This window comes from Cumulibacter soli (assembly GCF_004382795.1).
Classification (GTDB): Bacteria; Actinomycetota; Actinomycetes; order Mycobacteriales; family Antricoccaceae; genus Cumulibacter; species Cumulibacter soli.
This window is the reverse complement of the sequence record NZ_SMSG01000009.1, coordinates 1-25,921: the sequence shown is the minus strand read 5'-3', so window position 1 is coordinate 25,921 and position 25,921 is coordinate 1. Positions and strand designations below refer to the sequence as shown.

The 25,921-nt window shown below is 62.9% G+C and carries 20 protein-coding genes; 17 read left to right on the top strand and 3 right to left on the bottom strand.

All coding sequences use genetic code 11. The features are described 5' to 3' along the window. The first annotated feature begins 212 nt into the window (after window positions 1-212). Entirely contained in the window at window positions 213-827 is a 615-nt protein-coding gene (locus E1H16_RS17040) for a copper resistance CopC family protein (RefSeq protein ID WP_134325125.1), read from the top strand. A 23-nt stretch (window positions 828-850) separates the two neighbouring features. Here E1H16_RS17040 and E1H16_RS17035 read toward each other — a convergent pair whose 3' ends face one another. Next, a complete protein-coding gene (locus E1H16_RS17035) occupies window positions 851-1,303 on the bottom strand; it encodes an acyl-CoA thioesterase (RefSeq protein WP_134325124.1) in 453 nt (150 codons plus the stop codon). Between the two features lie 131 nt (window positions 1,304-1,434). On the opposite strand from E1H16_RS17035, the gene E1H16_RS17030 reads away from it, so the two are divergent. The 8 genes from E1H16_RS17030 to E1H16_RS16995 all read left to right on the top strand — a co-directional run bounded on the left by E1H16_RS17030 (window position 1,435) and on the right by E1H16_RS16995 (window position 11,139). Further along, a complete protein-coding gene (locus E1H16_RS17030; RefSeq protein ID WP_134325123.1) occupies window positions 1,435-2,142 on the top strand; it encodes a hypothetical protein in 708 nt (235 codons plus the stop codon). Window positions 2,143-2,175: 33 nt separating this feature from the next. Then, on the top strand, window positions 2,176-2,991 hold the full coding sequence (locus tag E1H16_RS17025; RefSeq protein WP_243837887.1) for a polyprenol monophosphomannose synthase: 816 nt from the start codon (window positions 2,176-2,178) through the stop codon (window positions 2,989-2,991). Window positions 2,992-3,230: 239 nt separating this feature from the next. Then, complete coding sequence (locus E1H16_RS17020; RefSeq protein ID WP_134325122.1) at window positions 3,231-4,688, top strand: hypothetical protein; 1,458 nt, start codon at window positions 3,231-3,233, stop codon at window positions 4,686-4,688. A gap of 107 nt (window positions 4,689-4,795) precedes the next feature. Then, entirely contained in the window at window positions 4,796-6,007 is a 1,212-nt protein-coding gene (locus tag E1H16_RS17015) for a class I SAM-dependent methyltransferase (RefSeq protein ID WP_134325121.1), read from the top strand. Window positions 6,008-6,015: 8 nt separating this feature from the next. Then, entirely contained in the window at window positions 6,016-6,834 is an 819-nt protein-coding gene (locus E1H16_RS17010) for a rhamnan synthesis F family protein (protein WP_166741822.1), read from the top strand. 12 nt (window positions 6,835-6,846) lie between these two features. Further along, complete coding sequence (locus E1H16_RS17005; RefSeq protein WP_208379127.1) at window positions 6,847-8,931, top strand: glycoside hydrolase family 99-like domain-containing protein; 2,085 nt, start codon at window positions 6,847-6,849, stop codon at window positions 8,929-8,931. 97 nt (window positions 8,932-9,028) lie between these two features. Then, entirely contained in the window at window positions 9,029-9,850 is an 822-nt protein-coding gene (locus E1H16_RS17000; protein WP_134325119.1) for an ABC transporter permease, read from the top strand. Beyond that, on the top strand, window positions 9,850-11,139 hold the full coding sequence (locus tag E1H16_RS16995; RefSeq protein WP_134325118.1) for an ABC transporter ATP-binding protein: 1,290 nt from the start codon (window positions 9,850-9,852) through the stop codon (window positions 11,137-11,139). Before E1H16_RS17000 ends, E1H16_RS16995 begins: the two co-directional genes overlap by 1 nt. Before the next feature lie 61 nt (window positions 11,140-11,200). On the opposite strand, the gene E1H16_RS16990 is transcribed toward E1H16_RS16995, so the two are convergent. Next, entirely contained in the window at window positions 11,201-12,856 is a 1,656-nt protein-coding gene (locus tag E1H16_RS16990; RefSeq protein ID WP_134325117.1) for an ArnT family glycosyltransferase, read from the bottom strand. Between the two features lie 319 nt (window positions 12,857-13,175). On the opposite strand from E1H16_RS16990, the gene E1H16_RS16985 reads away from it, so the two are divergent. The 5 genes from E1H16_RS16985 to E1H16_RS16965 all read left to right on the top strand — a co-directional run bounded on the left by E1H16_RS16985 (window position 13,176) and on the right by E1H16_RS16965 (window position 21,969). Continuing rightward, window positions 13,176-18,161: an NAD-glutamate dehydrogenase gene (locus E1H16_RS16985; protein WP_134325116.1), complete on the top strand. Its 4,986-nt coding sequence runs from the start codon at window positions 13,176-13,178 to the stop codon at window positions 18,159-18,161. Window positions 18,162-18,243: 82 nt separating this feature from the next. After that, window positions 18,244-18,858 (top strand): TetR/AcrR family transcriptional regulator, encoded by a 615-nt coding sequence (locus E1H16_RS16980; protein ID WP_208379126.1) that lies wholly within the window; start codon window positions 18,244-18,246, stop codon window positions 18,856-18,858. A 145-nt stretch (window positions 18,859-19,003) separates the two neighbouring features. Further along, the gene (locus tag E1H16_RS16975; protein WP_166741821.1) at window positions 19,004-19,627 is read left to right on the top strand and encodes a class I SAM-dependent methyltransferase; all 624 of its coding nucleotides are present in this window, start codon (window positions 19,004-19,006) and stop codon (window positions 19,625-19,627) included. Beyond that, the gene (purU, locus tag E1H16_RS16970; RefSeq protein ID WP_134325114.1) at window positions 19,624-20,493 is read left to right on the top strand and encodes a formyltetrahydrofolate deformylase; all 870 of its coding nucleotides are present in this window, start codon (window positions 19,624-19,626) and stop codon (window positions 20,491-20,493) included. Before E1H16_RS16975 ends, purU begins: the two co-directional genes overlap by 4 nt. 276 nt (window positions 20,494-20,769) lie before the next feature. Further along, window positions 20,770-21,969, top strand: coding sequence for an acetyl-CoA C-acyltransferase (locus tag E1H16_RS16965; RefSeq protein ID WP_134325113.1), 1,200 nt, complete (start codon window positions 20,770-20,772; stop codon window positions 21,967-21,969). A gap of 104 nt (window positions 21,970-22,073) precedes the next feature. Here E1H16_RS16965 and E1H16_RS16960 read toward each other — a convergent pair whose 3' ends face one another. Continuing rightward, on the bottom strand, window positions 22,074-23,333 hold the full coding sequence (locus tag E1H16_RS16960; RefSeq protein ID WP_243837886.1) for an acyl-CoA dehydrogenase family protein: 1,260 nt from the start codon (window positions 23,331-23,333) through the stop codon (window positions 22,074-22,076). Window positions 23,334-23,480: 147 nt separating this feature from the next. Here E1H16_RS16960 and E1H16_RS16955 point away from each other — a divergent pair, with 147 nt between their 5' ends. The 3 genes from E1H16_RS16955 (at window position 23,481) to E1H16_RS16945 (ending at window position 25,683) form a co-directional block, all read left to right on the top strand. Further along, window positions 23,481-24,782, top strand: coding sequence for a glycosyltransferase family 39 protein (locus E1H16_RS16955; RefSeq protein ID WP_166741820.1), 1,302 nt, complete (start codon window positions 23,481-23,483; stop codon window positions 24,780-24,782). Between the two features lie 62 nt (window positions 24,783-24,844). Beyond that, on the top strand, window positions 24,845-25,198 hold the full coding sequence (locus E1H16_RS16950; protein WP_243837885.1) for an ArsR/SmtB family transcription factor: 354 nt from the start codon (window positions 24,845-24,847) through the stop codon (window positions 25,196-25,198). Further along, window positions 25,195-25,683, top strand: a complete 489-nt coding sequence (locus tag E1H16_RS16945) for an SRPBCC domain-containing protein (RefSeq protein ID WP_134325110.1) — start codon at window positions 25,195-25,197, stop codon at window positions 25,681-25,683. The genes E1H16_RS16950 and E1H16_RS16945 overlap by 4 nt, the downstream gene beginning before the upstream one ends. The last annotated feature ends 238 nt before the right edge of the window (window positions 25,684-25,921 follow it).

The following is a 25,921-nucleotide window of genomic DNA, read 5'->3' as shown; positions in this document are numbered from 1 at the left end:
CGGTGTTGTGGAGATCGGGCGGATACGCAGCGACGATAGCCGCGCATCAAGCGACTGTCGCGATGGCGCGCCACGCGGTGCGCTTCGGCTCATCTGTGACGTCCGGTGCGATGCGGTTGGCTGATCGAAGGTGTTGTGGTCGCGAGCGGAACTTTGTGGGCCGGGTCGGTGACTACCCACGGTGAGAAACCACGTTCTGGGAGGAATGCGTCGTGATTCGCAGGTTGTTGGCGGTACTAGTAGGGGCTTTGATAGCAGTGCTCGGAGTGCCGGCGGTAGCGTCCGCGCACACGCACATCTCCGAGAGCGTCCCCGCTGACGGGGCCGAGGTCGATGAGGTACCCGGGACGATCACGCTGACCTTCGCGGAGGACCTGCAGGGTCCGACGGCTCAGGTTGGCGTGTTGGTCGGCGACAACGACCCGGTGCAACTGGACGCGCCGGTGCAGGGCCCGACCGTGACCATCGATACGAGCGTCCCCGAGCTCGCCGACGTCGCTGACGCCGGAGGCCAGTGGGCGATCGCGTACACGATCGTGGGCCAGGACGGTCACCCGATTGACGGCACCGTGACTTTCACCGTCGCTGAGGCAGCGGGCGGCGCCGAATCGGAGTCAGCCGGTACGGAGACCCAAGCCGACGAGCCGTCCGATGCCGCGCCCATTTCAGAGGCTGCCGATGACGAGGCTGTCGATGAATCGATGTCCCCGTGGCTGTGGCTGGCGATCGTAGCGGTGATCGCGCTGGTGGTCTTCGCGGTGGTGAAGACAGAGCGGATGCGCCGCAAAAAGGCCGAAAACGCTAAGGCGGCCGCGAACCAGGAGTAGCCGCCCGAGCTGCTTGAGGGTTGTTAGCGGCCCGCGCGGGGACGTCGCAGCGACTGTCCGGGTCCGATCGCCGCGCGAAGTCCTTCTGGGACGTCGATCCGGGTGTACTCCTTGGCGTCGACCGTGACGTAGACGTTGCGGGCCGAACACACCGCTTCGCCGTCGCGAATCGCGGCGAAGTCGACCGTGATTGATGAGTTGCCGCAGTGCACAGCCGACACGGCGATCTCGGCGGCATCGGGCCAGCGCAGGGATCCGTGCCAGTCGAGTTCGCTGTGTACGACCATCCAGTCGACGCCTTCGGCGTGCGCCTTGTGGATGCTGTAGTCGATCGATTCGGCGTACAGCGTGAAGGCCTCGTCGAAATAGTTCAGGTACCAGCCGTGAAATACGACGCCCTGCTGATCGGCCTCGTAGTAACGGACGGTCAACGGCATCCGCCAAGTGTCTTCACCGACGTGAACCTCTACGGCCATGCGTTCTCCTAGGTGATGGACGCTGTCGCTGGAACGGCGCGGCTCGCCCCGACGATGCCGCGGACATCGGTCCGCGTCGGCTAACGTGGTGGTTGCGCCTTTTGCGAACCCGAAACTACCAGGAGCGTGACATGTCTGATCAGATCGAGCCTGATTCGGGCGATGCCACCCTGGGGTCCCGATTCCACCTGCGGGCCGCCGCGCTTGGGCTGTTGGCGCTCGCGGCGCTGATCACCGCGATAACCCTGTTCGGGAATGGCAGCGGCTCGGGTGACGAGTCGAGTGCAAGTGATGCGCCCTCGTCCTCAGAGGCGACGGAAGCGTCGGAGACCTCCGAAGAAGTGCCACCGACGTCCGCCGAGGAATCGTCAGAGCCGCCCGTCACCTCGGAGGCACCCGCTACGTCGGAGCCCCCTGCCAGCTCAGAGGCGCCAGTGACGACCGATTCCGCGACGAACGCTCCGCCTGCGTCGGGGTCCGCCGACGTCTCGGGGCAGACCTCGTCCGATGATCCTCCGTCGGATGCGCTGGTACTGATCACCAGTTCGGACTGGAACGCCGACGAGCAGGCGATCGAGGTCGTCGGCTCGGTGCAAGGTGTTGCGAGTGAAAGCTCGACGTGCACGGCGACGGCCACGCCCGACGGCGTCGATGAAAACAATGCCGACGCGAACAAGACCGCGACGGTCGACGGCACCTTCGACGGCCAGGGAACCGCCTGCGGTTTGATGACCATCCCAATGCCGGACGCCAAACCCGGTGTCTATCACGTCGTTATTGCCTTCGACGATGGCAGCGGGCAGATCAAATCGGATCCCGTGGACGTGACGATCCCGTAACCCGCAGCGACCAAGTCCAGACAGTGGGTACTCTTGTCGTTCTGGCCGTTGGCCTGCCGCGTACTTGAGGAACTTATGGTCTACCGTCGTACCGCCCGCTGTATTGTCGTGATCCCGACGTACAACGAAGCGGAGAATATCGGGCAGATCGTCGCGCGTGTCCGCGCGGCACAGCCCGACGTCGATGTTCTCGTGGTCGACGATCGCTCGCCCGATAAGACTGGGCGCATCGTCGACGAGATCGCTGAGCAGGATCCATCGGTGCACGCGCTGCATCGGCGGTGCAAGGACGGTCTGGGCGCTGCTTATCTCGACGGGTTCAGATGGGCGTTGGACCGCGAGTACGACGTCGTGGTCGAGATGGACGCCGATGGGTCGCATCAGCCCGAGCAACTGGGTCGAATCCTGGACGCGTTGACGGACGCAGATGTCGTGATCGGTTCGCGCTGGGTCCCCGGCGGCTCGGTGACGAACTGGCCGCGCGGTCGCGAGTATTTATCGCGCGGCAGCAACCTGTATATCCGGCTGGTCCTGGGGCTCGGGTTGCGTGATGCAACAGCCGGGTTTCGCGCTTACCGAGCAGACGCGTTGCGGGCGATCGGTCTGGCGGAGGTCGAGTCTCATGGCTATTGCTTCCAGACTGACTTGACCCGGCGAGCGGTGCGCGCCGGGTTGCGGGTCGTGGAGGTGCCGATCGATTTCGTGGAGCGCGAGCGCGGCCGCTCGAAGATGAGCGCCGATGTGATGGCGGAGTCATTGGTGCGGGTCAGCGGTTGGGCGATAGCGGACCGATCGAGGCAATTGCGCCGCGCGGTCACCGACGCCACTCGTCGACTCCGCCGACGCTAACCGCGACCCGGCCACGCACAGCGAACACGGCCCGTCGCGCGTCCCGAGATTTGGGCGCCGAACCTGATAAATTCGCCGGCGATGCGGTCCGTGATCCCGCCGTTACCAACGACGGCGGAGTTCGCGTCGCGGCCAAACGTGTGCGCAACGGACGGTGCCCCGCGATGAGGTGGAGAACTCGTGATTCTTGGTAGCGGAGTCGCCGCGGCGAACCCGACATACGACCCCAGCACCCTCCGATGACAAGCGCCCGACCCGCGCGACTGCCCCGGATTATCGCAGTCCTCGCCGCCGCGCTCACCGCATTCGGATTGCTGAGCGCGCTCTCGGAGCAGAGGGCAGAGGCGGTCACCGGTTCTGATTGGAAGGCCGGCCGGATTATCGAGGACAACTTGTTCTACGACGGCGACTCGATGTCCCGTGCGCAGATCGCGAGTTTTCTGGACACCCAGGGCGCCAACTGCACCAACGGCGAAGCGCCGTGCCTGAAGAATTACACGACCGCGACCCGCTCGACCTCGGATGGGTTGTGCTCGCCGATGGCAGCGACGTCCTCCTCGTCCGCGGCCGCCATCATTCACCGGGTCGCGAACGCCTGCGGAATCAGCCCCAAGGTCATTTTGGTGATGATTCAGAAGGAATCCAGTCTGATCACCACGACGTCACCGAACTCGATTCAGTACCGCTCGGCCACTGGCTACGGGTGTCCCGACACGGCGCCGTGTGACAGCCAGTACTACGGATTCTTCAACCAGGTCTACCGGATGGCGCTGCAGTTCCAGTACTACACGAACTCACCGACCTCGTACGGCTACATCCCGGGTCGGCAGAACACGATTCTGTACAACCCGAACGCGAGCTGCGGGTCCTCGTCGGTCTACATCGAGAACCAGGCCACCGCGAACCTCTACAACTACACGCCGTACCAGCCGAACAAGGCAGCCCTGGACAACTTGTACGGAGAGGGCAACAGCTGTTCGGCGTACGGCAACCGCAACTTCTGGCGGATGTACAACGACTGGTTCGGCAGTACCTCCACGCCGGTGAAAACGTCCATCGGGCAGTTCGAGTCAGCCAAGGTCGCGGGCGAGACGGTCACGTTATCGGGATGGATGATCGATCTCGACTCGCCTGGCACCCCCGGACACGTCGCGGTGTATCGCGATGGGAAGAGTTTGGGCTGGCATCCGGTGACTAAGTCGCGTCCGGATGTGAATGCGGCGTATGGCGTGTCGGGTGTGCATGGGTATTCGGTGGCGTTGTCGAATCAGCCTGCTGGTTCGCATTCGTATTGCGTGTATGCCATTGACAACGAGAGGGTTCGCGCAAACCCGAAACTGGGCTGCAAGACGGTAAAGGTTCCTGATGTGCAGGGGAAGCAGGCGCCGATTGGTCGGTACGAGGCGGCCAAGGCGGATGGTGCGACCGTGAGTGTGAGTGGTTGGACGATCGATCCTGATTCGCCGGGTACGCCGGGTCGTGTGGCGGTGTATCGCGATGGGAAGAGTTTGGGTTGGCATCCGGTGACTAAGTCGCGTCCGGATGTGAATGCGGCGTATGGCGTGTCGGGTGTGCATGGGTATTCGGTGGCGTTGTCGAATCAGCCTGCTGGTTCGCATTCGTATTGCGTGTATGCCATTGACAACGAGGGCGTACGTGCGAACCCGAAGTTGGGGTGTCGGACGGTGACGGTGTAGCGCTGGAGCGCACCTTCCGTGTTGGGAATTACCTGCTGACGTGCGGGGGATGGCCACCCAGATGCCATAGAATCGGTCCTCGTTCCCGCTGAGTGAAGGACGTGGTCGTGCTCGACTCCGATAATTTGGGCGTGATGCTCCTCGCGATCGCCACCGGCTACCCGGACCGAGTCCGCAACATCTTGCAGACATCGGATCAACTGGACGATGAGGAACGCCAGCGCCTGTGGGACGCGTTCGCCTCGACCGAGGAGCCCAGCCAGCAGGCACGGGCGCTCGGCAACGCCATCCGGCAAGGCGGATCGATCGATTTCCTGTCTAACGAGTGCTATCGACTGGCCTTCTGGCTCGGTGACGGTCTGGACGACCTTCGCGGTAACGCTCTGTTCGACTATTTCGCGACGCAGCGCACGACACAGATCCTGGATAAGTGGGTGCACTACTTCCCCATTTACTCCAGGTACTTCGAGCGGTTCCGCGGGCGTTCTTTGAAGATGCTCGAGATCGGAATCTTCCGTGGCGGTTCGATGAGCATGTGGGAGAACTACTTCGGCGAGGGTCTTGTGCTCACCGGCGTCGACATCGACCCGTCGTCCAAGATTGCGGCCGGTCCAGACCGAACCGTCGTGATCGGCGATCAGTCGGATCCCGAGTTCCTGCGTAAGCTCCACGATGACTACGGCCCGTTCGACATCGTCTTGGACGATGGGGGCCACACGATGGAACAGCAGATCGCCACCACGGAGACGTTGTTTCCGTTGTTGAACGAGGGCGGCGTTCTTCTCGTTGAGGACTGTCATACGTCTTACTGGCCGAGTTACGGCGGGGGGCACGGCAAGTCGGGCACCTTCATCGAGTGGGCGAAGGCAAAGGTCGACACGATGCACGGGTATCACGACGTCATCGGTGTGGACCCGATCTGGACTGACGAAGTCGATGGAATCCACTTCCACGATTCGATCGTCGTCTTCGAGAAAGACCGACGATTCGCACCGTTCGCCGAGCAGGTCGGCACCTCCGAGTTCCTGATGCATGACCGCGGCGCAAGCGTGACTACCACGGAACTACTCGCGACGCGCGACGCGGCCGTCCAAGAGCTTGAGGAGTTGCGCGAACAGGTGAGCAAATCCGCGGCCGACGAAGATCTGCGACTGCTGACTGCCGAGATCGAGCGGCTTCGCCCCCTCGCCCTCGAATCGGACCGCGTGATTCAGGAAATTACGCAGGAGCGGGACAGCGCCCGCGAGACCGTACGCCAACTCCGCGGGGGGCGAGATTCATGGATCTCGCGAGCAAAGTCGGCTTTCAACCGTCGATGATTGATCGAATGAGCCGCAGTCCTCGACAGGTGCCGCTTGACGACTACGTAGTCGAGACGGACTGCCACCGCGATGCAGCCCCCGAACGAGTTGCGTTCGTCGCTTCATGGTCACCGGACGCGCAGCAGGCGCGCTCTACGAGCGAACTTGTCGCACAACTGCAGCAGGCTGGGTACCTCACGGTTCTCATCACGACGTGTGAGGACAAGCGCCCGCTTCAACACCATTCTCGCGCCGACGTGGATACATCCCGGCTCGTCACGCTTCGCCGACCTAACGTGGGCTACGACTTCGGGTCATGGGCGGTGGGTATGAGCCGTCACGCAGACTGGCTGGCAGCGCCCTACGTCCTGGTGGTGAACGACTCGCTCGTCGGCCCGTTCGCCAGCCTGGAACCAATCATCGCGCACTTCGAGCAGTCCACGGCCGACCTCTGGGGCTTGTGCGAATCGCGACAGTTCAACCCACACTTGCAGTCGTTCTTCCGTGGCGCTCGATACGGTGCTTTGGCCGAAGAGCCGATGCGCAATTTCTGGAATGGAATCCGGATCGAGCCCACGAAGCAACAACTGATTGAGCGCTACGAGGTCGGGTTCGAGTCCTTTCTGGCTGTCCACGGCTACACGAAACAGGCATTCGTGCCGGCGTCGCGGTTCAGCCGCGATGTAGTCAATCCCACCATCGGAGGATGGCGGCAGTTGCTCGCCAACGGCGTACCGTTCGTCAAGCGCCAACTCTTGCTGGATCCTTCGTTGGCACACGATGGAGATCAGCTTCGAGATGTCGTCCAGAATTTGTGGGGCATTCAGCTCGACGAATGGTTGTAAGGAAGTGTGTGGATGAGCGTGCGACGACACGCGGGCAAGGCCAAGATCGAACTGATCAAGGGCGCGATGAAGGTGCGCAGCAAGATCGCACCGCGTAAACGCCTATACGCGATCTTGGGTAAGGAACTTCCTGAGGGGTACGGTGTCCCGCCGGAGCCCCCTTATGAACGACCGAATTTCAATGACTGGGTCGATGTGGGCACGGCAGGCCGGTTCACCGGTTTCCCTGATGAGTGGCGCATGGAACCCGGTGTAACGATCGAGGATCCAGCGTCGGTCGCGGTCGTGATGCACGTATATTACGTGGATCTGGTGGACGAACTGCTTGAGCAGTTGCGGACGATCCCGGTTCCCTTCGATCTGCTCATCACGAACGCGTCAGGCACCAAGGTTCACGTGCCGACGGATATCGCAAATTTGCGTAACCACCGGGAATACCCGATTCTGAACCGCGGACGGGACATCTGGCCGACCATCGCGCTGATCAACAGCGGCGTGATCGACCCGTATCCAGTTATTCTTAAGGTCCACACGAAGAAGAGTCAGTGGCGGGAGTCGCATGAGGGCTTCTCGAACACTGGTGAACAGTGGCGGGGGTCCTTCTACGACGACCTGCTCGGTACCACTGAGAATGTGAGCGAGATCCTCAACGGATTCGCATCTGCCCCGTCGCTCGGTGTAGTCACCGCGAATGAATCCGTGCTTGGCCCGGAGTTCTGGGGCGACAACGAGTGGGCAACCCAGCAACTGGCGAATCGTGTCCAGTTGGATATCGACCAGAAGTCGCTTAGGTTCGCGGCCGGCTCGATGTACTGGTGTCGCGGATTCGTTTTGCAGGGACTACGTGCGCTGTGCCTATCTGAGGTCGATTTCGAGCCAGAGAAGGGGCAGAACAATGCCACGACTGCTCACGCGATCGAACGTCTGATCGGCGTTCTGACCGAACAAGCAGCGTTATCGACAGAAGAGCGCAAGGCTGTTCCCGCATCAGCGGACCCATCGGCATGGCGTCGATTCGACGGCCGAGAGATCCCGCATCGGGTTAGGGCTGTGCCGTTCTATCTGCCACAGTTCCATCCGTTCGAGGAGAACAACCGCTGGTGGGGAACCGGGTTTACCGAGTGGTTGAACGTCGCCTCCGCGCAGCCGGTTTACCACGGTCATTATCAGCCCATGGTGCCGACTGACCTCGGTTATTACGACCTGCGTACATCGCAAGCCCGCGTCGATCAGGCTAACCTCGCGAAGTTCGCTGGCGTCGAGGGCTTTATGTACTACTACTACTGGTTCGCCGGTAAGCGCTTGATGAGTCAGCCGATCGAACAGATGCTGGCCAGTGACCTGAACTTCCCGTTCTGTCTGATGTGGGCCAATGAGAACTGGACTCGTCGGTGGGACGGCGCTGATGAGCACGTCCTGATCGCCCAGGACTATGAGCATGTGCCAGCCGAGAACTTCATCGATGACGTCGCCGAGTTTCTCGCCGACGACCGTTACCTCACGATCAGCGGCAAGAAGGTGCTCGCGGTCTACCGTCCCGCGCAGATGGCAAACTTCGGTGACGTCGTCGCGAACTGGCGGAGTCGCGCCAGAGAGCTGGGCCTCGGCGAATTGAAGATTCTCGCGGTCGATGTCGGATCTCGATTCGACGGCCTCAGCGGAACGAACGCCGACCACGGTCTCGACGGTTCGCTGGACTTCCCGCCGCACAATATGACCTACGCGCACATCGATCGGCATCCGCTGAAGGTGCACCCGAAGTTCCGCGGCAACATCCTCGGCTACCGGGAGGTCGTCGATGACGCGATCGCGAGGCTACGAGGCTCACTGGGACACGATCACTTCCCAGGCGCGATGGTGACTTTCGACAACACTGCCCGGCGCCAGTGGGCTCCCGATCTGTGGTGGGGGTCGAATCCGTATCTGTTCCGCAGGTGGGTTTGTGCGCTGGCCGAAGCCGTGGTGACCCGTCCGCACGACGAGCGCGTCATCTTCATCAACGCGTGGAACGAGTGGGCAGAGGCCGCGGTGTTGGAGCCGAGTAGCCGGTACGGGCGTAGTTACTTGTTGGCTCTGCGTGACGTTGTGCTGAGTTAGACAGCACGAAACGGGTTCGTGCGCGTGCGCAGTTCGTACGATGAGCAGTCGACATTGATCCGCGACTCAAGCGGACAGGAATGAGGTGAAGCGCGCCATGAGTGGTAGGTCCAACGGATTCGCGCAGGTGTGGCAGTACCGCGGGCTCATCGGCAACTTCGCGTCACGTGAGCTCAAGGGCCGATACAAGGGAAGTCTGCTGGGATCGGCTTGGTCGTTGATCAGCCCGCTCGCGACCCTCCTCACGTACAGCATCGTCTTCGGCTTCATCATGAAGTTTGAGCCGCGCGTTGCCGGCAACGGCACGCTACAGAGTTTCCCGATTTACCTGTTCGCAGCCCTGGCGGTCTGGAACCTGTTCAACAGTGTCGCGCTGGGCTCCATGGGCGCGCTATTGTCCGCGGGCCCGCTCCTGCGAAAGATCTACTTCCCGCCCTTTGCGCCGGTGCTGGGTTCGGCGCTTGCCGTCCTCAACCAGACGGCGATCGAGTTTGGCCTCTTGCTCGCGATCTTGCTGATCGTGATGAACGTCGGATGGTCGTGGCTCCTGCTGCCTGTGCTGCTGGCGCTGTGGCTAGCGTTCTCAGTAGGGGTCGGTCTGATACTCGCGACCATCAACGCGCGCTTTCGCGATATGACACATATTGCGGGCGTCCTTTTCGGGCTGCTCTTCTACAGTGCGCCGATCATTTATCCGGTCGAACTGGTGCACGGGCAGTACGCCGCCCATCCATGGCTCCGCGCATACGATTACAACCCGATCACCGTCTTCGTGGAAGCATTTCGGAACGTCGTGTGGGATCTGCGGATGCCGGACCTTGACCATATGATTTATATGGTTGTGGTCAGTTGCACCGTCCTATTCGTCGGCTGGACCTACTTCCAGCGCCGCTCCGCAGACATCAGCGAGGATCTGTGATGACTACTGACCGGGACGTCGAGACCGACCTGGATTTCACTCGGGAGGAGCCCGAGCAAGATCTGGGCGCGGCAATTGAAGTAAATGATGTGTCGAAGAAGTTCCGAGTCTTCGCCGATCGCAAGACCAATCTGAAGGAAATCTTCACATCGCGGCGGCGTACCAGCAGCGGTGACGTGTTTTGGGCCCTGCACGACGTCTCGTTTACCATCCCTCGCGGCAAGACATTCGGGTTAATCGGGCACAACGGCTCCGGTAAGTCGACGTTGTTGAAGTTGATTGCCGGTATTCACCGCACCACGACTGGGTCGATCGTCAGTCACGGCCGAATCTCCGCGATGCTCGAGTTGGGGGCGGGATTCCATCCCGAACTCACCGGCCGAGAGAACATCTACCTCAACGGCTCGATCCTCGGGATGAACCGTAAGCAGATCGATGCCGCGATCGAGTCGATCATTGACTTCTCGAGCTTGCGCGAGTTCATCGATACCCCGGTGAAGGTCTACTCATCCGGAATGTACGTCCGGCTCGGATTTGCGATTGCCGTGAACCTCGATCCGGAGATCCTCATCATCGATGAGGTCATCGCGGTCGGTGATGAGGAATTCCAACGCAAGTGTTTTGAACACCTGTATAAGCTGCGCCAGCGCGGCGTGACCATCGTCGTCGTCTCGCATAGCCTCGGCATCGTCGCAGACCTCTGTGACGAGGTCGCTTGGCTAGACAAGGGTCGCCTGATGGGCGTGGGTCCTGCGCGCGAACTCATCGACAAGTACCTCGGGGTCGTCAACGAACGCGAGACGGCCGCGCTCGAGGAACAAGATGCGACCGGCGCAGATACCGAGGGTCTCCAGGACATGGGCTCGCATCGTCGCGGGTCCGGCGAGATTCGGGTGACCTCCTTCGAAACTCGTGACGCGAATGGCGAGATATGCCCGTTCATCAAGACCGGTGAGCCGTGCGAACTCCGGATCAACTTCAAGGCCGAGGAACCGTTGGAGAACCTCACCTTCGGCCTCGGGCTCTTGCACGAATCCGGGGCGTCGCTCGCGGGCCCGAATTCGGGCTACGAGGGTGCGATTTCCGTGGCAGCCGGCGCCGGATTCGTTTCCTTCCGGATGGACGCGGTGCCAATGCAACCGGGGAATTATGCGATCTCTACGGCGATCGTGGATAAGGGACACACGTACGACTACCTGGACCAAGCGTTTGACATTCGCGTGCGTTCCGCGCATGCGGTGACGGAGCCAGGCCTCATTGTCCTGTCTGGTTCCTGGACGGTCGGTTAGCGCGTCGTTCGGCTCGATGCGCTATTGATGTGTCGGCCGTATAAGGCCGCCCGAGCAGCCTTTATCCATCGTCGCGCATTGACTGCGTAGTGCCGTTCCCTCGCGCGTCATTTGCTTCGACATCGTCGTGTTGAACGCTGGCGCGTTCCTTGGCGGCAGCGACGTTCGACGGATTCACGGCATCTTCCGGACCGGTTTCGACCGCGGGTGCGTTCAGGAAGTTTGCGCTGAACAGTTGGCCGGCGAACAGGGATCCAGCCGTGATGACGACCCCGAGGAAGAGCAGACTAACCGCGATCGGGGCGAGGACTTCTGGGAGCTCATTCTGCGTTAGCGCATTCGACAGACCCGTCCAGATGCTGTCGGCGGCACCCAGGTCAGGGTAGGCGCGCGCGAGGTAGGCAGCGAAGCTCAGCAACATGCCCGCGGCGAATATCGCGGTAAGGATCGTCACGAGAAGTGGGCCGAGTCGGCGCCACGCCGTGACGCCGAATGCCAGTATGAGCGTGATGGTCAATGTCGCAGGCTGGAAGTAGCGATAGTTGATCGCGCCCCAACCGGTGGCCTGTTGCAGTTGTGCGACGTAATGACCGACAAGGTGCGCCAATAACATGAGCCAAATGGCGTTCTGCGGTGTGATCGCGAGCAGGCCGCGCCACCGGCCACGGGTGACCAGCCGCGCGAGGAGCAGCAGTACGCACGTAATTGCGATCGCCATGGAGAGTTGTAGGTTGTGCGGCCAGACACCGTTCCAACTCTCCCGCCCGAGTAGTCCTTCAGGAACGACCTTGTAGTACTTCTCGTTGGTGAGGACGTCCATCATCGTTTGTCGTGGGCGGTTCTGGAGTGCTCCTTTGGGGGTGGATCGGAACCAGGAGCCGCTCAACTGATGGTTGTGCAGGTAGAACCAGCCGATGGTGGCTGCGACGAACGCGAGTATGGCAGCGCACCATCCAACGCCGAGGAGCCCGGTTCGCGCGATCGAGCGTGGTTCGGCGTTGGGGTCGGGTCGACGATGCAGGAAGAACGCAACGACGACGGCGATCAGAACGAGGATCAACGCGAACGCGTAGGTGGCTTTCGAGGCCATTCCGCCTGCGGCGAGGGGAAGCAGGAGGATGAGACGTCGTGGTGTTGGACCGTCGCGCAGGATAATCGCCGCCAGGGTCAAGCTGACGATGGCGAACAGCGATACCAAGGTGTCGTTGTACTCATTGCCGGTAAAGCGGTTCATACCGCCGACCAGCGCGCCGATCGCAGGGGCAGCGACTGCGAGGATGGCGCGCCGCGAACCGCCGAGCTGCCAGCCCGCCCATGCGAGAGCCACGACGACCAAGCCGCCAAAGAGTGCGTTGAGCAGCCGAGTCGCGACGATGGCTTTGACCCATTCGCCATCATCCATGAAGGGCCCGGAAACCAACGAGGCGAGGTAATAGAACAACGGCGGGTGGGCTGATGCCCACTGCCGCTCGGTGCGCGTGCTGGCTTCCGGGAGCCCCGGGTGGTTCCATTCGTAACCGAACGGCGCAGGAATGTGTCCGTGGTGAATTTGGTACACGTAGTCCATATGGGCATTGGAGTCGGCCGTGCCGCTCCACGGCATGATCAGGACGTTGAGGATCGCCGATCCTAAGAAACTCACCAGGACACCGACGATCCCGATAAAGGTCCAGAACGGAAGCCCGAATACTGTTCTCGATGACAACCGCTGCAACATTCGTCCTCGATCCGTGCGATATCCGACCCCGCAAACCATACTTGCCGTGGTTGATGACCGTGGTCATCACGCGACAGCGAGTTGGCGAGCGTCGGTAACTTACTAGGCGCACGTCTGGAACCGCATGGCGGTATTGCTGGCGAGAGCGCTCTGAACGCCGCGCCCCGCCGGCATTCACGCCGCCGGCCGAGTGGATGACCGGCTCCGTTCCTGTCACGTTCGTCGAGGGCTCATTCAACGAACCTGGTCATCGACCTCCACTGGTGACTACCCTCCGGGGTGTAGGGACCATGACGCGACGTCTTGCGGAGGCCGACCGGTGAGCACCGACCACTCCTTCCATTCCACTGCCACTGTCGATAACGCTGAGGTCATAGCGCTCCTCGAGGACGTTGTTCGCGCGATCGAGTCCGATCACGACGCGCTGCCCGATGGTGTTGAACTGGACGCCGCAGCGACGTTTGCGCGTGCCTACTACGCCGATGCGATAGCCGAAGACCTCATCGTCCGCTCCGCTGATGACCTAGCCGCTATCGCTCGTACTCATCTGGATTTTGGTGCCGAACGCGCTGCGGGGAAGACCAAGGTGTCGGCGCGCAGCACATCTGCGGCGCGTGCGTCGGTAGACATCGTCACCGACGACAAGCCCTTCCTCGTCGACTCAGTCATCGCCGAGATTCTGCGCCGGGGTTACACGGTCCGCTTCCTCGTTCACCCCGTGTTGAACGTGACTCGCGATCGCGCCGGCCGATTTGGTGATGCCGTTCGCCGAGGAGAAACCGCAGGCGGTGACGAGTCCTGGATCCACGTCGACGTGATCGGACCACAGTCAGAGGCGGCCGTCGATGAGCTCGCCGAGGCACTGCGCAGTGTACTGGCGGACGTGGAGGCCGCCGTCGCCGACTGGAAGCCAATGGTTGATCGGGCCAGCGCCATCGTCGACGAACTGCGTGAGTCGCCGCCTCACGGAATCGCAGAAGTGGACGTCGAGGACGGCATCGAGTTGCTCGAATGGCTGGTGGCTAACCATTTCACGTTCCTCGGGTACCGCGAGTACCGGCTGCGCAAAGTTGACGGGGTCGACGCGTTGCAGCCAGTGCAGGGCACCGGTTTGGGCTTGTTGCGCTTGACAGAACCGCAGGCGCCGCGCCCATTGCCCGGGCCCGCTGCGGCAAAAGCCCGTGAGAAGCGGCTACTCAACCTGACCAAGGCTTCGTCGCGTTCGACGGTGCACCGGAATGCCTACCTGGACTACATCGGCGTGAAGATCTTCAACGCCAATGGTGATGTGGTCGGTGAACGTCGCTTCCTTGGACTACTGACCTCTGCGGCATACCGACAACGGCTCGAAGGTGTGCCGGTGATCCGACGGAAGGTTCGCGAAGTTCTGAAGGCAGCTGGATTTCCGGCCGGTTCGCATGTTGCCAAGGATCTCCGCGACGTCTTGGAGAGTTTGCCGCGCGACCAGCTACTGCAAGCGGGAGTTGAGGAAATCCTCGCGCTCGCGCTGGCAGTCATGCGGCTACCCGAGCGACGGCTCACGCGACTGTTCTTGCGTCGTGACGACTACGGCCGCTACTACACGGCGCTGGTATTCCTCTCCCGTGACCGGTACTCGACTCCGGTGCGGCTGCGGATGACCGAGATCCTGATGTCCACTCTCGGCGGGACCTCCTACGACTACTCCACCAGGGCAGGCGAGGGACCACTTGCCCGGCTCGAATTCGTGATCCGGGTACCGGATGGCGCTGCGGCCGACACGCTTACGCCAGAGGCTGTCGCAGAGTTGCAGGCGCAGATCGTGGCTGCGTCGCGGTCCTGGGACGACGACCTCGCCGACGTGCTCCGCGACCTCGATCCGCGCGAGCAAGCCTCGATCGAACGGTTCGCCGATGCTATGCCGGCCGGGTATCGAGCGGCCTACGGCGCGAGCGCTGCAGTCGCTGATATTGACGTACTGCGCGGAATTGAGCAGGTGGATGCATCCTCCGTGGACGCGGTCGGTGATCCGGCAGCGAGCGCCGGGATGGCGCTGCGGCTGGCCCTCCCCGGACAAGAAACTGGACACATCGACGTTTCCGGTGCCGACGAGCTACAACGCGATGCCTATCGGTTGAAGATCTACACGATCGACCGGCCGGTGCTGTTGTCCGAGGTGCTGCCGATTCTCCAGCACCTGGGCATGGAAGTCAGCGACGAAGACACGTTCGACTTCGACGTTCTGGATGGCGACGGCAACCACCACCAAGTGTGGATCTACGACTTTGCGATGACCGCAACAGCGGAGGGTGAGCTGGCCGACGATCTCGCTGACCGTCTCACCGAGACCATCGCGGCGGCGTGGAGTGGGGTCGCGGACAGTGACGGACTGAACGCGCTGATTTCGGCCGCCGACCTGACGTGGCGGCAGGTCGCGCTGCTACGCGCTTATGTGAGATATCTGCGGATGGGTGCGCTGAACTACAGCAGAACGTATGTCGAGCAGGCGCTGGTGGGCAATCCGCGGATCGTCCGCCGCGCCGTGGCCTTGTTCAGTGCGCTGTTCGATCCGGCGTATACCGGTAATCGAACGGCAGAAGCCGCCCGATTGCGCGACGACCTCACCGCGGAGCTAGCAGAAGTCGCCAGCCTGGAGCAGGACCGGATCCTCTCTGCGCTGATGGGTGCAATCGATGCGACGCTACGCACCGACTTCTATCAGGGCGCACCGCACCCGCACGAAGCGATCACGCTGAAACTTGATCCGAAACGTGTTCCCGATTTGCCAGAACCCAGACCATACCGGGAAATCTGGGTCTACTCACCCCGCTTCGAGGGAGTGCACCTGCGCTTCGGTGAGGTAGCCCGCGGCGGTTTGCGGTGGTCCGATCGCCGCGAGGACATGCGTACCGAGATTCTTGGCCTCGTGAAGGCTCAGATGGTGAAGAACACCGTCATCGTGCCGACTGGCGCCAAGGGTGGATTCCTCGCCAAGAGATTGCCGGATCCGCAAGTGGATCGCGAAGCATGGTCGGCCGAGGGGGTGGCGTGCTATCGCGAGTTCATCCGGGCCATGCTCCGAATCACGGACAACCGGGTGTCCGGTGCGGTTGTGTCTCCGACCGGTGTCGTGCGTCGCGACGGCGATGATCCATACCTGGTCGTGGCCGCCGATAAGGGAACGGCGAGTTTTTCCGATTTCGCCAATACGGAGGCGATCGAGGCAGGTTTCTGGCTCGGGGACGCATTCGCCTCCGGTGGATCTGTCGGGTACGACCACAAGGCGATGGGCATCACCGCCCGAGGGGCTTGGGAATCGGTCAAGCGGCACTTCCGAGAGCTCGGTATCGACACCCAGACGACCGACTTCACCGCGGTCGGCATCGGAGACATGTCGGGCGATGTGTTCGGCAATGGCATGCTGCTCTCGCGGCATATCAAGCTCGTAGGGGCTTTCGATCACCGGCACATCTTCGTTGACCCCAACCCGGACGCTGCCGCGTCGTACGCCGAACGCGAGCGATTGTTCGCGCTGCCGCGATCTTCCTGGGACGACTACGACAGAACGCTGATCAGTGCCGGTGGCGGGGTGTTTCCGCGGACGGCGAAGTCGATTCCTATTACTGCTGAGGTCCGGACCGCGTTAGGGCTGGCGGCATCGGTTGAGCACCTCACCCCTAACGAACTGATCCGCGCCGTACTTCTCGCGCCGGTCGACCTGTTGTGGAACGGCGGCATCGGCACCTACGTGAAATCCTCACAGCAGTCGAATGCGGACGTCGGCGATCGAGCGAACGACGCGATCCGCGTAGACGGCCGAGACCTGCGGTGTCGAGTCGTCGGGGAGGGCGGCAACCTCGGTTGCACTCAACTTGGGCGCGTCGAGTACGCGTTGCACGGCAAGGCAACCGGTGGCGGTCCGGAAACAGACGAACCCGGGCTAGGCGGCAAGATCAACACCGACGCGATCGACAACTCCGCCGGCGTAGACACGTCCGACCACGAGGTGAACATCAAGATCTTGTTGGCGAGGGCGATAGAGGCTGGCGAACTAGAACCTGCGGCACGCGCCGACCTACTTCGCTCGATGACCGATGAGATCGCCGCGATGGTCTTGGAAGACAACTATGACCAGAACGTGACTCTGCAGGTGGAGGAAGCGAACAGCCTGCTGTTAGCGGATGCGCATCGCCGACTAATCGGACAACTGGAAGAAAGTGGACTGCTGAATCGTGCCCTGGAGTTGCTGCCGACCGACAGCCAGCTGCGGGAGCGCAATCGCGCGGGCCGCGGGTTGACCTCGCCCGAACTCGCCGTACTCCTGGCGTACTCCAAACTGCTGCTGGAGGGCTGGGTGCTCGACAGCGATTTGCCGGAGGACCCCGCTTACCAACACTTACTGACCAATTATTTCCCTGAGGCGCTGCATACCGACTACCCGACGGCGATGAGTAGCCACCCGCTGCGGCGACAGATCATCGCCACGCTCATCACGAACCGGATCATCAACAATGCTGGGCCGACCGGACCAATGCGGATGATCGAGGAGACCGGTGCCGCGCCCGACGCGGTGTTCCGTGCGCAGACGGCCGGGAATCGGATCTTCGACCTACCGGGGCTCTTCGACGCTGTTACCGAATTGGACAACGTCGTGCCAAGCGCCGTACAAACCTCGCTGCGAAACGACGTGCAGCGACTCGTGGAGCGCTCCACGAGGTGGATGCTGCGCAACTTGCCGCAACCGGTTGATGTCGTGCAGACCGTTGAGGCGTACGCCGACGGGGTTGCGCAGGTCCGTGAGGTGCTGCCGGCAGCGTTGAAGGGGGTAGATCAGGAGTCCTTCGCCGCGCGTGCCGCCGAACTCTCCGAGAACGGCGTGCCCGATGAGGCCGCCCGCCGGTTTGCGGCGTTGCCGAAGTCGGTCGCGTCGCTGGACATCATCGGCCTCGCCCGATCGGGCGATCAGCCGATCGCCAAGGTCGCGTCGGCCTACTGCCTGATCGCCGACGAACTGCAGCTGTCTCGGCTGTTGGAGCTGATCATCCACCTGCCGCGGGACGCGCGCTGGCGCTCCATGGCGCGTGGCGCGCTGCGGGACGACTTGAATGGAGCGCACGCTGAACTGACCGCTGCGGTCCTCGCACATCCGGGCACGGACGTCGCCGAGCAACTGGCTGGCTGGCAGGACTCGTTGCCGCGGTCGTCGCGTCAGGCATTGGAGATGCTGGCGTCGATTCTGAGCATGGACACAGTGGATCTCGCGGCGATCGTGGTCGCCGTACAACTCGTCCGCAGCCTCGTTGTCGGCACGGTCACCACGCATTAGCCGTGGTTGGCCTGAACGAGGCTTAGGCGACCAGAGCTCCCCGAAACCGAATCGGGTTCGGTAGGGCGCGTATGATCGCGGCGTGCCTCGAACGCCGCTCAAAGACGACCCAGATCAGCCCCGAACGGGTACTCGCGCCGAGGCGATGCGAGCGGGACTGCTGGACGCTGCTCGCGAAGTGTTCGTCGGCGTCGGATACATCGATGCGTCGGTCACGAAGATCGTGGAGCGCGCTGGTGCCTCGGTCGGCAGCCTGTATCACCACTTCGGCGGTAAGCCGGACATCTTCATTGCGTTGTACGAAGAACATGAAGCGAGGCTGTCGCGTTCGGCGGCGGCTGAGGTCGCGCGAGCGCGGGCGGGCGGCGAGTCTGACCCCGTGACGCTGTTCGTGCGCGGCGCGCGCGGCTACCTGGAACAGTGTCGGCGGGACAGCGATTTGACCGCCCTCTTCTTGGGGGGCGATGGGCCACCGGGATTCAACGCGATGCGCAGGCAGGTCGCTGCTGAATGGGTGCGCCAGAATGGGCGACTGATCCGCGCTGAGGAGCGCCGTAATGGCCATGCGTTGGTCACGGTCCTGACGACGGTGTCTGGGTCGGCGGGGCGTGAGGTTGCTGCCGCGAGCACGGACGAGCTCGCGGCGGAACTGGTCGACGACTTCTGCGAGCTCATTGGCCGCGTCGCGGCCGAGTAGTCGACCGTCGGCCGTTCCCGACACGGCAGGCGCCCGTGACATCCCGGGTGCCGCTCCTGCGGACCCACCAGTGGTCGTGTGCAGATCGGTTCGCCGCCGCAGACCGGGGTGAGCCGTGACTTTCTGCGCTTGGGAGAATCGCGATGTGCCCAGTCCGCGAAGCCGCTTCGACATCACCCGCCCGCCAGGGGAACGCCTGGAGGAGTACGTCGCCAAATTCGCGGCGAAGTACGACGCCAGCGATGACGTCGCCGGGGAAGCCAGGTTCATCGACGCGATCGCGGACCGCTCATCGGTAATTCTCGACGGCGGTTGCGGAACCGGCCGGACAGCCGCCGCGCTCACCGCCGCCGGTCATCGCGTGCTGGGTGTTGACCGCAGTCCCCGGCTCATCGAGGTCGCTCGGCAGTACTTCCCGGATGCTCAGTACGAGGTCCGCGACCTGCTCGAGGTTGATTCCGCATCTCTCATCGCTGCCGGGCTGCCGGCGCTCGTCGACATCGTCGTCCTCGCCGGTAATGTGATGCCGTGTCTGGCTGAGGGCACTGAACGCGAGGTGCTGGCCACTCTCGCCACCGTGCTGGCCGAGGGCGGTCGTCTCGTGCTCGGATTCCGAACCGACCGAGAGTACGCAGTCGCTGACCTGGAGCGCCATCAGCGCGAACTGGGCCTTCGCGAAGTGCATCGATTCAGCGACTGGCAACTTGGCCCTTGGGGCGAGGACTCGCCGTGGATCGTCAGCATAATGGCAAAACAAGGAGATCGATGACCGAGCAGAACCCCGAGTACATCCTCACCCTGCGTTGCGATGACCGTCCCGGTATCGTGCGCGCCCTCACCGATTTCCTTTATGGGCAGGGCGCGAACATCCTTGATCTGCAGCAACACTCCGACCGGCTTACCGGCCGGTTCTTCGCCCGGATCGTGGTCGAGTTCGTGCGGCAGGCACCGACGCTGGACGCCATGCGATCCGATTTCGTCGCCACCGCATCGTCGTACGAGATGGACTGGCAACTCACCGACACCACCAAACCGACGCGGACCCTCGTACTGGTCAGCAAGTTCGCGCACTGCCTCAATGACCTGCTGTTCCGGTGCATGCACGGGTCGCTCGGTATCGATATCCCGGTCGTCGTCTCGAACCATCCGGACCTGCGCGACATGGTCGAGTCGTACGGGGTCGCCTTCGAGCATGTTCCGGTCAATAAGGAAACCAAGCCCGAGGCGGAAGCCCGATTGTTCGGCCTCCTCGAGCAGCACAACATCGATCTCGTCGTCTTGGCCCGTTACATGCAGATCCTGTCCGAGGATGCCTGCGCGCGCCTGGCAGGTCGGGCGATCAACATCCACCATTCGTTCCTGCCGTCATTCAAGGGCGCCAAGCCCTACCACCAGGCGCACGAGCGCGGGGTGAAGATCATCGGCGCGACGGCGCATTACGTCTCCGACGTCCTCGACGAAGGCCCCATCATCGAGCAGGACGTCGCCCGCGCCTCGCACACGATGACCCCAGCGGATCTGGTGAACGTAGGTAGAGATGTGGAGACCCAGGTGCTCGCGCGGGCGGTGAAGTGGCACAGCGAGAAGCGTGTCTTCCTCAATGATCATCGCACGGTTGTCTTCACCGACCGGTAATTCACGCTTAGGCCGGGCAACGGAACTGTTGGCCTAACTGCCCGGTGGCTGGGTTGAGCTGGTTCGCTAGTTGATGCCCTGGGCAATCGCTGGCGCCGCGTTGGACCGGTGAACGACTCGACAGGGCGCGCCCGCTGGGCGATGATCCTCTTGTTAGCCGTGCGCGTCGCCCGTGGAGGCGACGTTCGTGTAAAGCGGACTGTATGTTGTGCGTGTTCGCGTTCACACTGCGATGCCGCAGTCGGACAAAGACCAGAACCTCGGAGAGAAGGAAACATGAGAGAAGCAGTCATCGTCTCGACCGCTCGTACGCCGATCGGTAAGGCCTACCGCGGCGCCCTCAACGACACTCAGGGCCAGCACCTAGCAGCGCACGCGATCAAGCACGCCGTCGAGCGCGCGGGCGTCGAGCCGGGCGAGATCGAGGACGTCGTGTTCGGCTGTGCGATGCAGCAGGGTTCGACCGGTCTGAACGTCGGACGCCAGGGAGCGCTGCGCGCCGGCCTGCCGGTCACCGTCCCGGCGATGACGATCGATCGCCAGTGCTCCTCAGGTCTGATGTCGATCGCGACCGCGGCGAAGCAGATCATTAGTGACGGTATGGACATCACTCTCGGTGGCGGCATCGAGTCGATCTCCCTGGTACAGAACGAGCACCAGAACAAGTACCGCACCCAGGACCCGTGGCTGGTGGAGAACCTGCCCGAGACCTACATGCCGATGCTGCACACGGCGGAGATCGTCGCCGAGCGCTACAACGTCACTCGCGAACAGCAGGACGAGTACGCGTTGTCGTCCCAGCAGCGCGTTGCCGCGGCCCAGCAGGCCGGACTGTACGAGCACGAGATTGTCCCGTTCACCGCGCAGAAGGCGATCGTCAACAAGGAGACCGGCGATACGACGTACGAGGAAGTAACCCTCGAACTCGACGAGGGCAACCGTCCCTCGACCACGCTGGAAAGCCTGCAGGGCCTCAAGCCGGTGCTGCCGGACGGGCAGGTCACCAAGCACTCGACCATCACCGCGGGCAACGCCTCGCAGTTGTCCGATGGCGCTGCCGCCGTCGTGCTGATGGAAGCCAAGACGGCTGAGCAGCGCGGCGCGACTCCGCTCGGTATCTACCGCGGCATGGCCGTTGCCGGTTGTGGCCCCGAGGAGATGGGCATCGGCCCGGTCTTCGCGATCCCGAAGTTGCTGCAGAAGAACGGCCTGACTGTCGACGACATCGACCTCTGGGAACTCAATGAGGCCTTCGCTTCGCAGGCCGTGTACTGCCGTGATCACCTGGGCATTGATCCGGAGAAGTACAACGTGAATGGCGGCGGTATTTCGGTCGGTCACCCGTACGGCATGACTGGCGCTCGCCTCGTGGGCCACGCGCTGCTGGAGGGTCAGCGCCGCGGATCGAAGTACGTCGTGGTCACGATGTGCATCGGTGGTGGCATGGGCGCGGCCGGCCTGTTCGAGGTCGCATAACCTACCGCGAAACCCAATCTGCGGGGCAGTGCGTAACGCTAATCATCGAAGAGCGTTACGCACTGCCCCGCAGGTTTTGGCGATACCCGAAGCGTGAGGCCGTACTACTTCGAGGCGTGACGCTGGATCTCCTTGCGGGCGACCGTGCGGTAATGCACCTCGTCCGGGCCATCAGCGAACCGCAGCCAGCGAGCCTGCGAGTACATGTTCGCCAGCGGGAAGTCGTCAGATACGCCTGCGGCGCCGTGCACCTGCATCGCGCGGTCGATGATTCCGGCAACGACATTCGGCGTGCTCGCCTTGATCGCGGCGATCTCAATCTGAGCGCCCTTGGCCGATCCGGTCGAGTCGATGAGCCACGCGGCCTTCTGCACGAGCAGGCGAGCCTGCTCCAACTCGACGCGCGAACGCGCGATCTGATCGCGGACGACGCCCTGGTCGATGATCGGTCCGCCGAATGCGTGACGGGACGCGGCGCGTTCGACCATCAGTTTGATCGCGCGCTCGCCCATGCCGATCAGGCGCATGCAGTGGTGGATTCGTCCCGGCCCGAGGCGACCCTGCGAGATCATGAAGCCCTGACCTTCGCCGAGCAGGATGTTTTTCTTGGGAACCCGGACGTCGGTGAACTGAATCTCCGAGTGGCCGTGCTGGTCTTGGTAGCCGAACACCGGCAGATGCCGGATGACCTCGACGCCGGGGGTTTCGCGGGGCACGAGAACCATCGACTGCTGCTGGTGCGCCGCTGCGCCCGGGTCGGTCTTACCCATCACGATGAACAGCTTGCATCGCGGATCAGCGGTGCCAGAGATCCACCACTTGCGACCGTTGATGACGTAGTCATCGCCGTCCGACTCGATCCGGGTCTCGATGTTGGTGGCGTCCGAGGAGGCGACGCGGGGCTCGGTCATCGCGAACGCCGAGCGGATTTCTCCGTCCAGCAGCGGCCGCAGCCACTCCTGCTTCTGCTCCTCGTTGCCGAACAGGTGCAGCGTCTCCATGTTGCCGGTGTCGGGCGCGGAGCAGTTGATCGCTTCCGGTGCAATCTCCGGGATCCAGCCGGTAATCTCGGCGATCGAGGCGTACTCGACGTTCGACAGCCCCGACTCTTCCTTTAAGAACAGGTTCCACAGGCCGCGCTTCTTAGCTTCGGCCTTGAGTTCATTCATCACCGGCGGCAGGTCATGGTTGTCGTGACCGGCGGCGGCGCGCCACTCGTTCCAGGTTTCCTCGGCAGGGAAGACGTGAGACTCCATGAAGTCCCACATCCGCGCCTGGTAGTCCTGGGCCTTTGCTGAATGACCGAAGTCCATTCGTGTCTCCTTCGTCAACCGCCGTAGATCTTCGGCGGCAGGTGCCCTCATGGGCAAGATTGTCGTACGTCGTGTGCCGCTCCACGATACGGCCCGGCCCGACCGAGCAAGCGCTCGGTCGGAGGGTCTTGGCGCGCGCTCTGCCGGGCGGCGTCGGCGGGTGCGTGGGTGCCGGTGGCAGGCCATACGATGACTCGGGTGAATGATCAGGGCGCATCGAGTGTCATACCGCTGCGGCGGTGGCGATCCGAATGGCGCCCGGTGGCAGGGCTACTGGCGGCGTACGCCGCGATCCGCCTGCTACATCTCTGGTTCGTGCAGCAGGGCATCGGCGTGGAGCCGGCCGATCCGATGGCGCCGGCCGAGCCGACAACCTTGCTGGACAGACTTGGTGCATGGGACGGCGGCTGGTACGTCCGGATCGCCACCGACGGTTACCCGGACGAACTGACGCTGCTCAGCGTGCGCGACGATTCGTCCGCTCCGTTGGCGTTCCCGCCGGCTTATCCGATGCTGATGCGCACTGTCGGTCTGCTCGGGATGTCTCCGCTGGCCGCCGGACTGCTGATCAGCGCCCTCGCTGGACTCGTCGCCGTGGTTGGGGTATACGCCGTGGCGCGCGATCTCGTACCGCCGCGTGCCGCCTGGTTCGTCGCCGCGCTGTGGGCGGCGGGCCCGATGACCATCGTGTTGACCATGGCGTACTCCGAGGCGTTGTTCGTCGCATTCGCGACGTTCTCGCTGTGGTTTGCGCGACGTGGATGGTGGCTGTGGGCCGGCACGCTCGCGTTCTTGTCGGGCCTCACGCGATCAACCGGGTTTGCCGTGGGTGCGGCGCTGGCAGTAGCCGCCGTTCTCGCGATCGCAACTGCGCGGCGACGCCGCCTGCAGGATGCGGCCCCGCAGACCGACGCGTCGGATCCTGCTGCCGGTGAAGACGTTCGTCCGGATGCGGCGGCGCCGACCTGGCGTCCGATCGTTGGTGCTGCACTCGGGTTGCTGGGCGTACCGGCGTGGTGGTTGTACGTCGCGATCGTGGGTGGGCGCCTCGACGCGTGGTTCGCAACCCAGGAATTTTTCTGGGGTTCGAAGTTCGACTTCGGTGCCGCCATGCTGCAGGACGGATGGCGGATGCTGACGTTCTCCGGACGCTTCGAGGCTATGACGCGACTCGTCTACAGCGCGTCGTTCGCTGCGATGGTGATCGCCGTGGCGCTGCTCGTCCTCCTAGTACGGCGCGCCTGGCGTGAGGGCTGCGGATCGCAGTGGTGGCCGGTGGCGGCGTACGCCGCGGTGCTCGTCGTGCTTGCCGTCGGCTCGGACGGTTTCGTCGCCTCTAAGTTGCGATTCCTGGTGCCGATGTTTCCGCTGCTGCTGGTACCTGCGGTGTGGCTGGCGCGGCTCGAACGACCGACCCGCGCCGCGTCTGTTGTCGGACTCGCGGTCGCGACCGGTTGGTTCGGCGCCTTCATGCTCGTGGTGTGGCCGTATGCGATCTGACGCATCGGCGGGCACGAACCCACCGATTGACAGGTGACCAAATGGTCACCTATTCTCAAAGTGTGGATGACGACCAGGTATTCAAGGCGCTCGCGGATCCGATCCGCCGGCTGCTGATGGATGCTTTGTTCGAGCGTGACGGCCGCACGCTCGGCGAACTTGAGGCCGTTGTCAACGCGCAGGTCGAGATGACCCGGTTCGGGGTAGCCAAACACCTCAAGCTGCTCGAGCAGGCCAATCTCGTGACGGTGCGTAAGGAAGGGCGAAACAAGCTGCACTTCCTCAACGCGGTACCGATTCAGCAGATTCATGAGCGCTGGATCGGTAAGTACACCGAGCGCGCCGGCATCGCGTCGGTGCTGCTCGATCTCAAACGACACGTCGAGAGCGACACGCAACCGAAGGATCAGTCATGACCGAAAACAACGTGCAGATTTATACCGTGTACATCCATGCGCCCGCCCAGAAGGTGTGGGATGCAATCACTCAATCGCAATACACGACACGCTGGGGATACGGCGGCGCCGTCGACTATGGCCTGAGCGCGGGCGCTGAGTTTAAACATCTGACGACGCCGGCCATGCGGGAGATGGGTTTGGGCGATGTCGCCGTCAGTGGCACGGTCGTCGAGGTCGATCCGCCCCGCAAACTAGTGCTCCAATGGCAGCCGGCCTGGCATCAGGACAAGCCTGCAACCCAGGTGACGTGGGAAATCACGGCCTACCCCGACGATGTCACCAAGGTCGTGCTCACCCACGATCTATCCGATGCCCCTGAACTCGGTGCCGAGTTCGCCGGCGGGTCCGAGCCGGCAAGCGGTGGCGGTGGCTGGCCGTGGGCACTGTCCGATCTCAAGTCGCTACTGGAGACGGGCGAGGCGATGGCGGGCGATCCCGCGTAACGGATATCGCCGGTCTGGACCTATCGATCCGATCCGGCGGCCAGATTCGGCGGCAGGGTTCTCGGCGGGGAGCGCACCACTAACTCCCTCGCGCGCAGGACCCTGCTGTCGCTTGCGCGGACTAGTTGTGATGTCCAGGGACGTTGTTGCGTGAATCGCGCGTGATCTGTTGACGGGTGAAGGCCTCCCGTTGCGAGAGTGGAGCTGTCTAGGAACCGCTCACGCATAACAGGAGGCC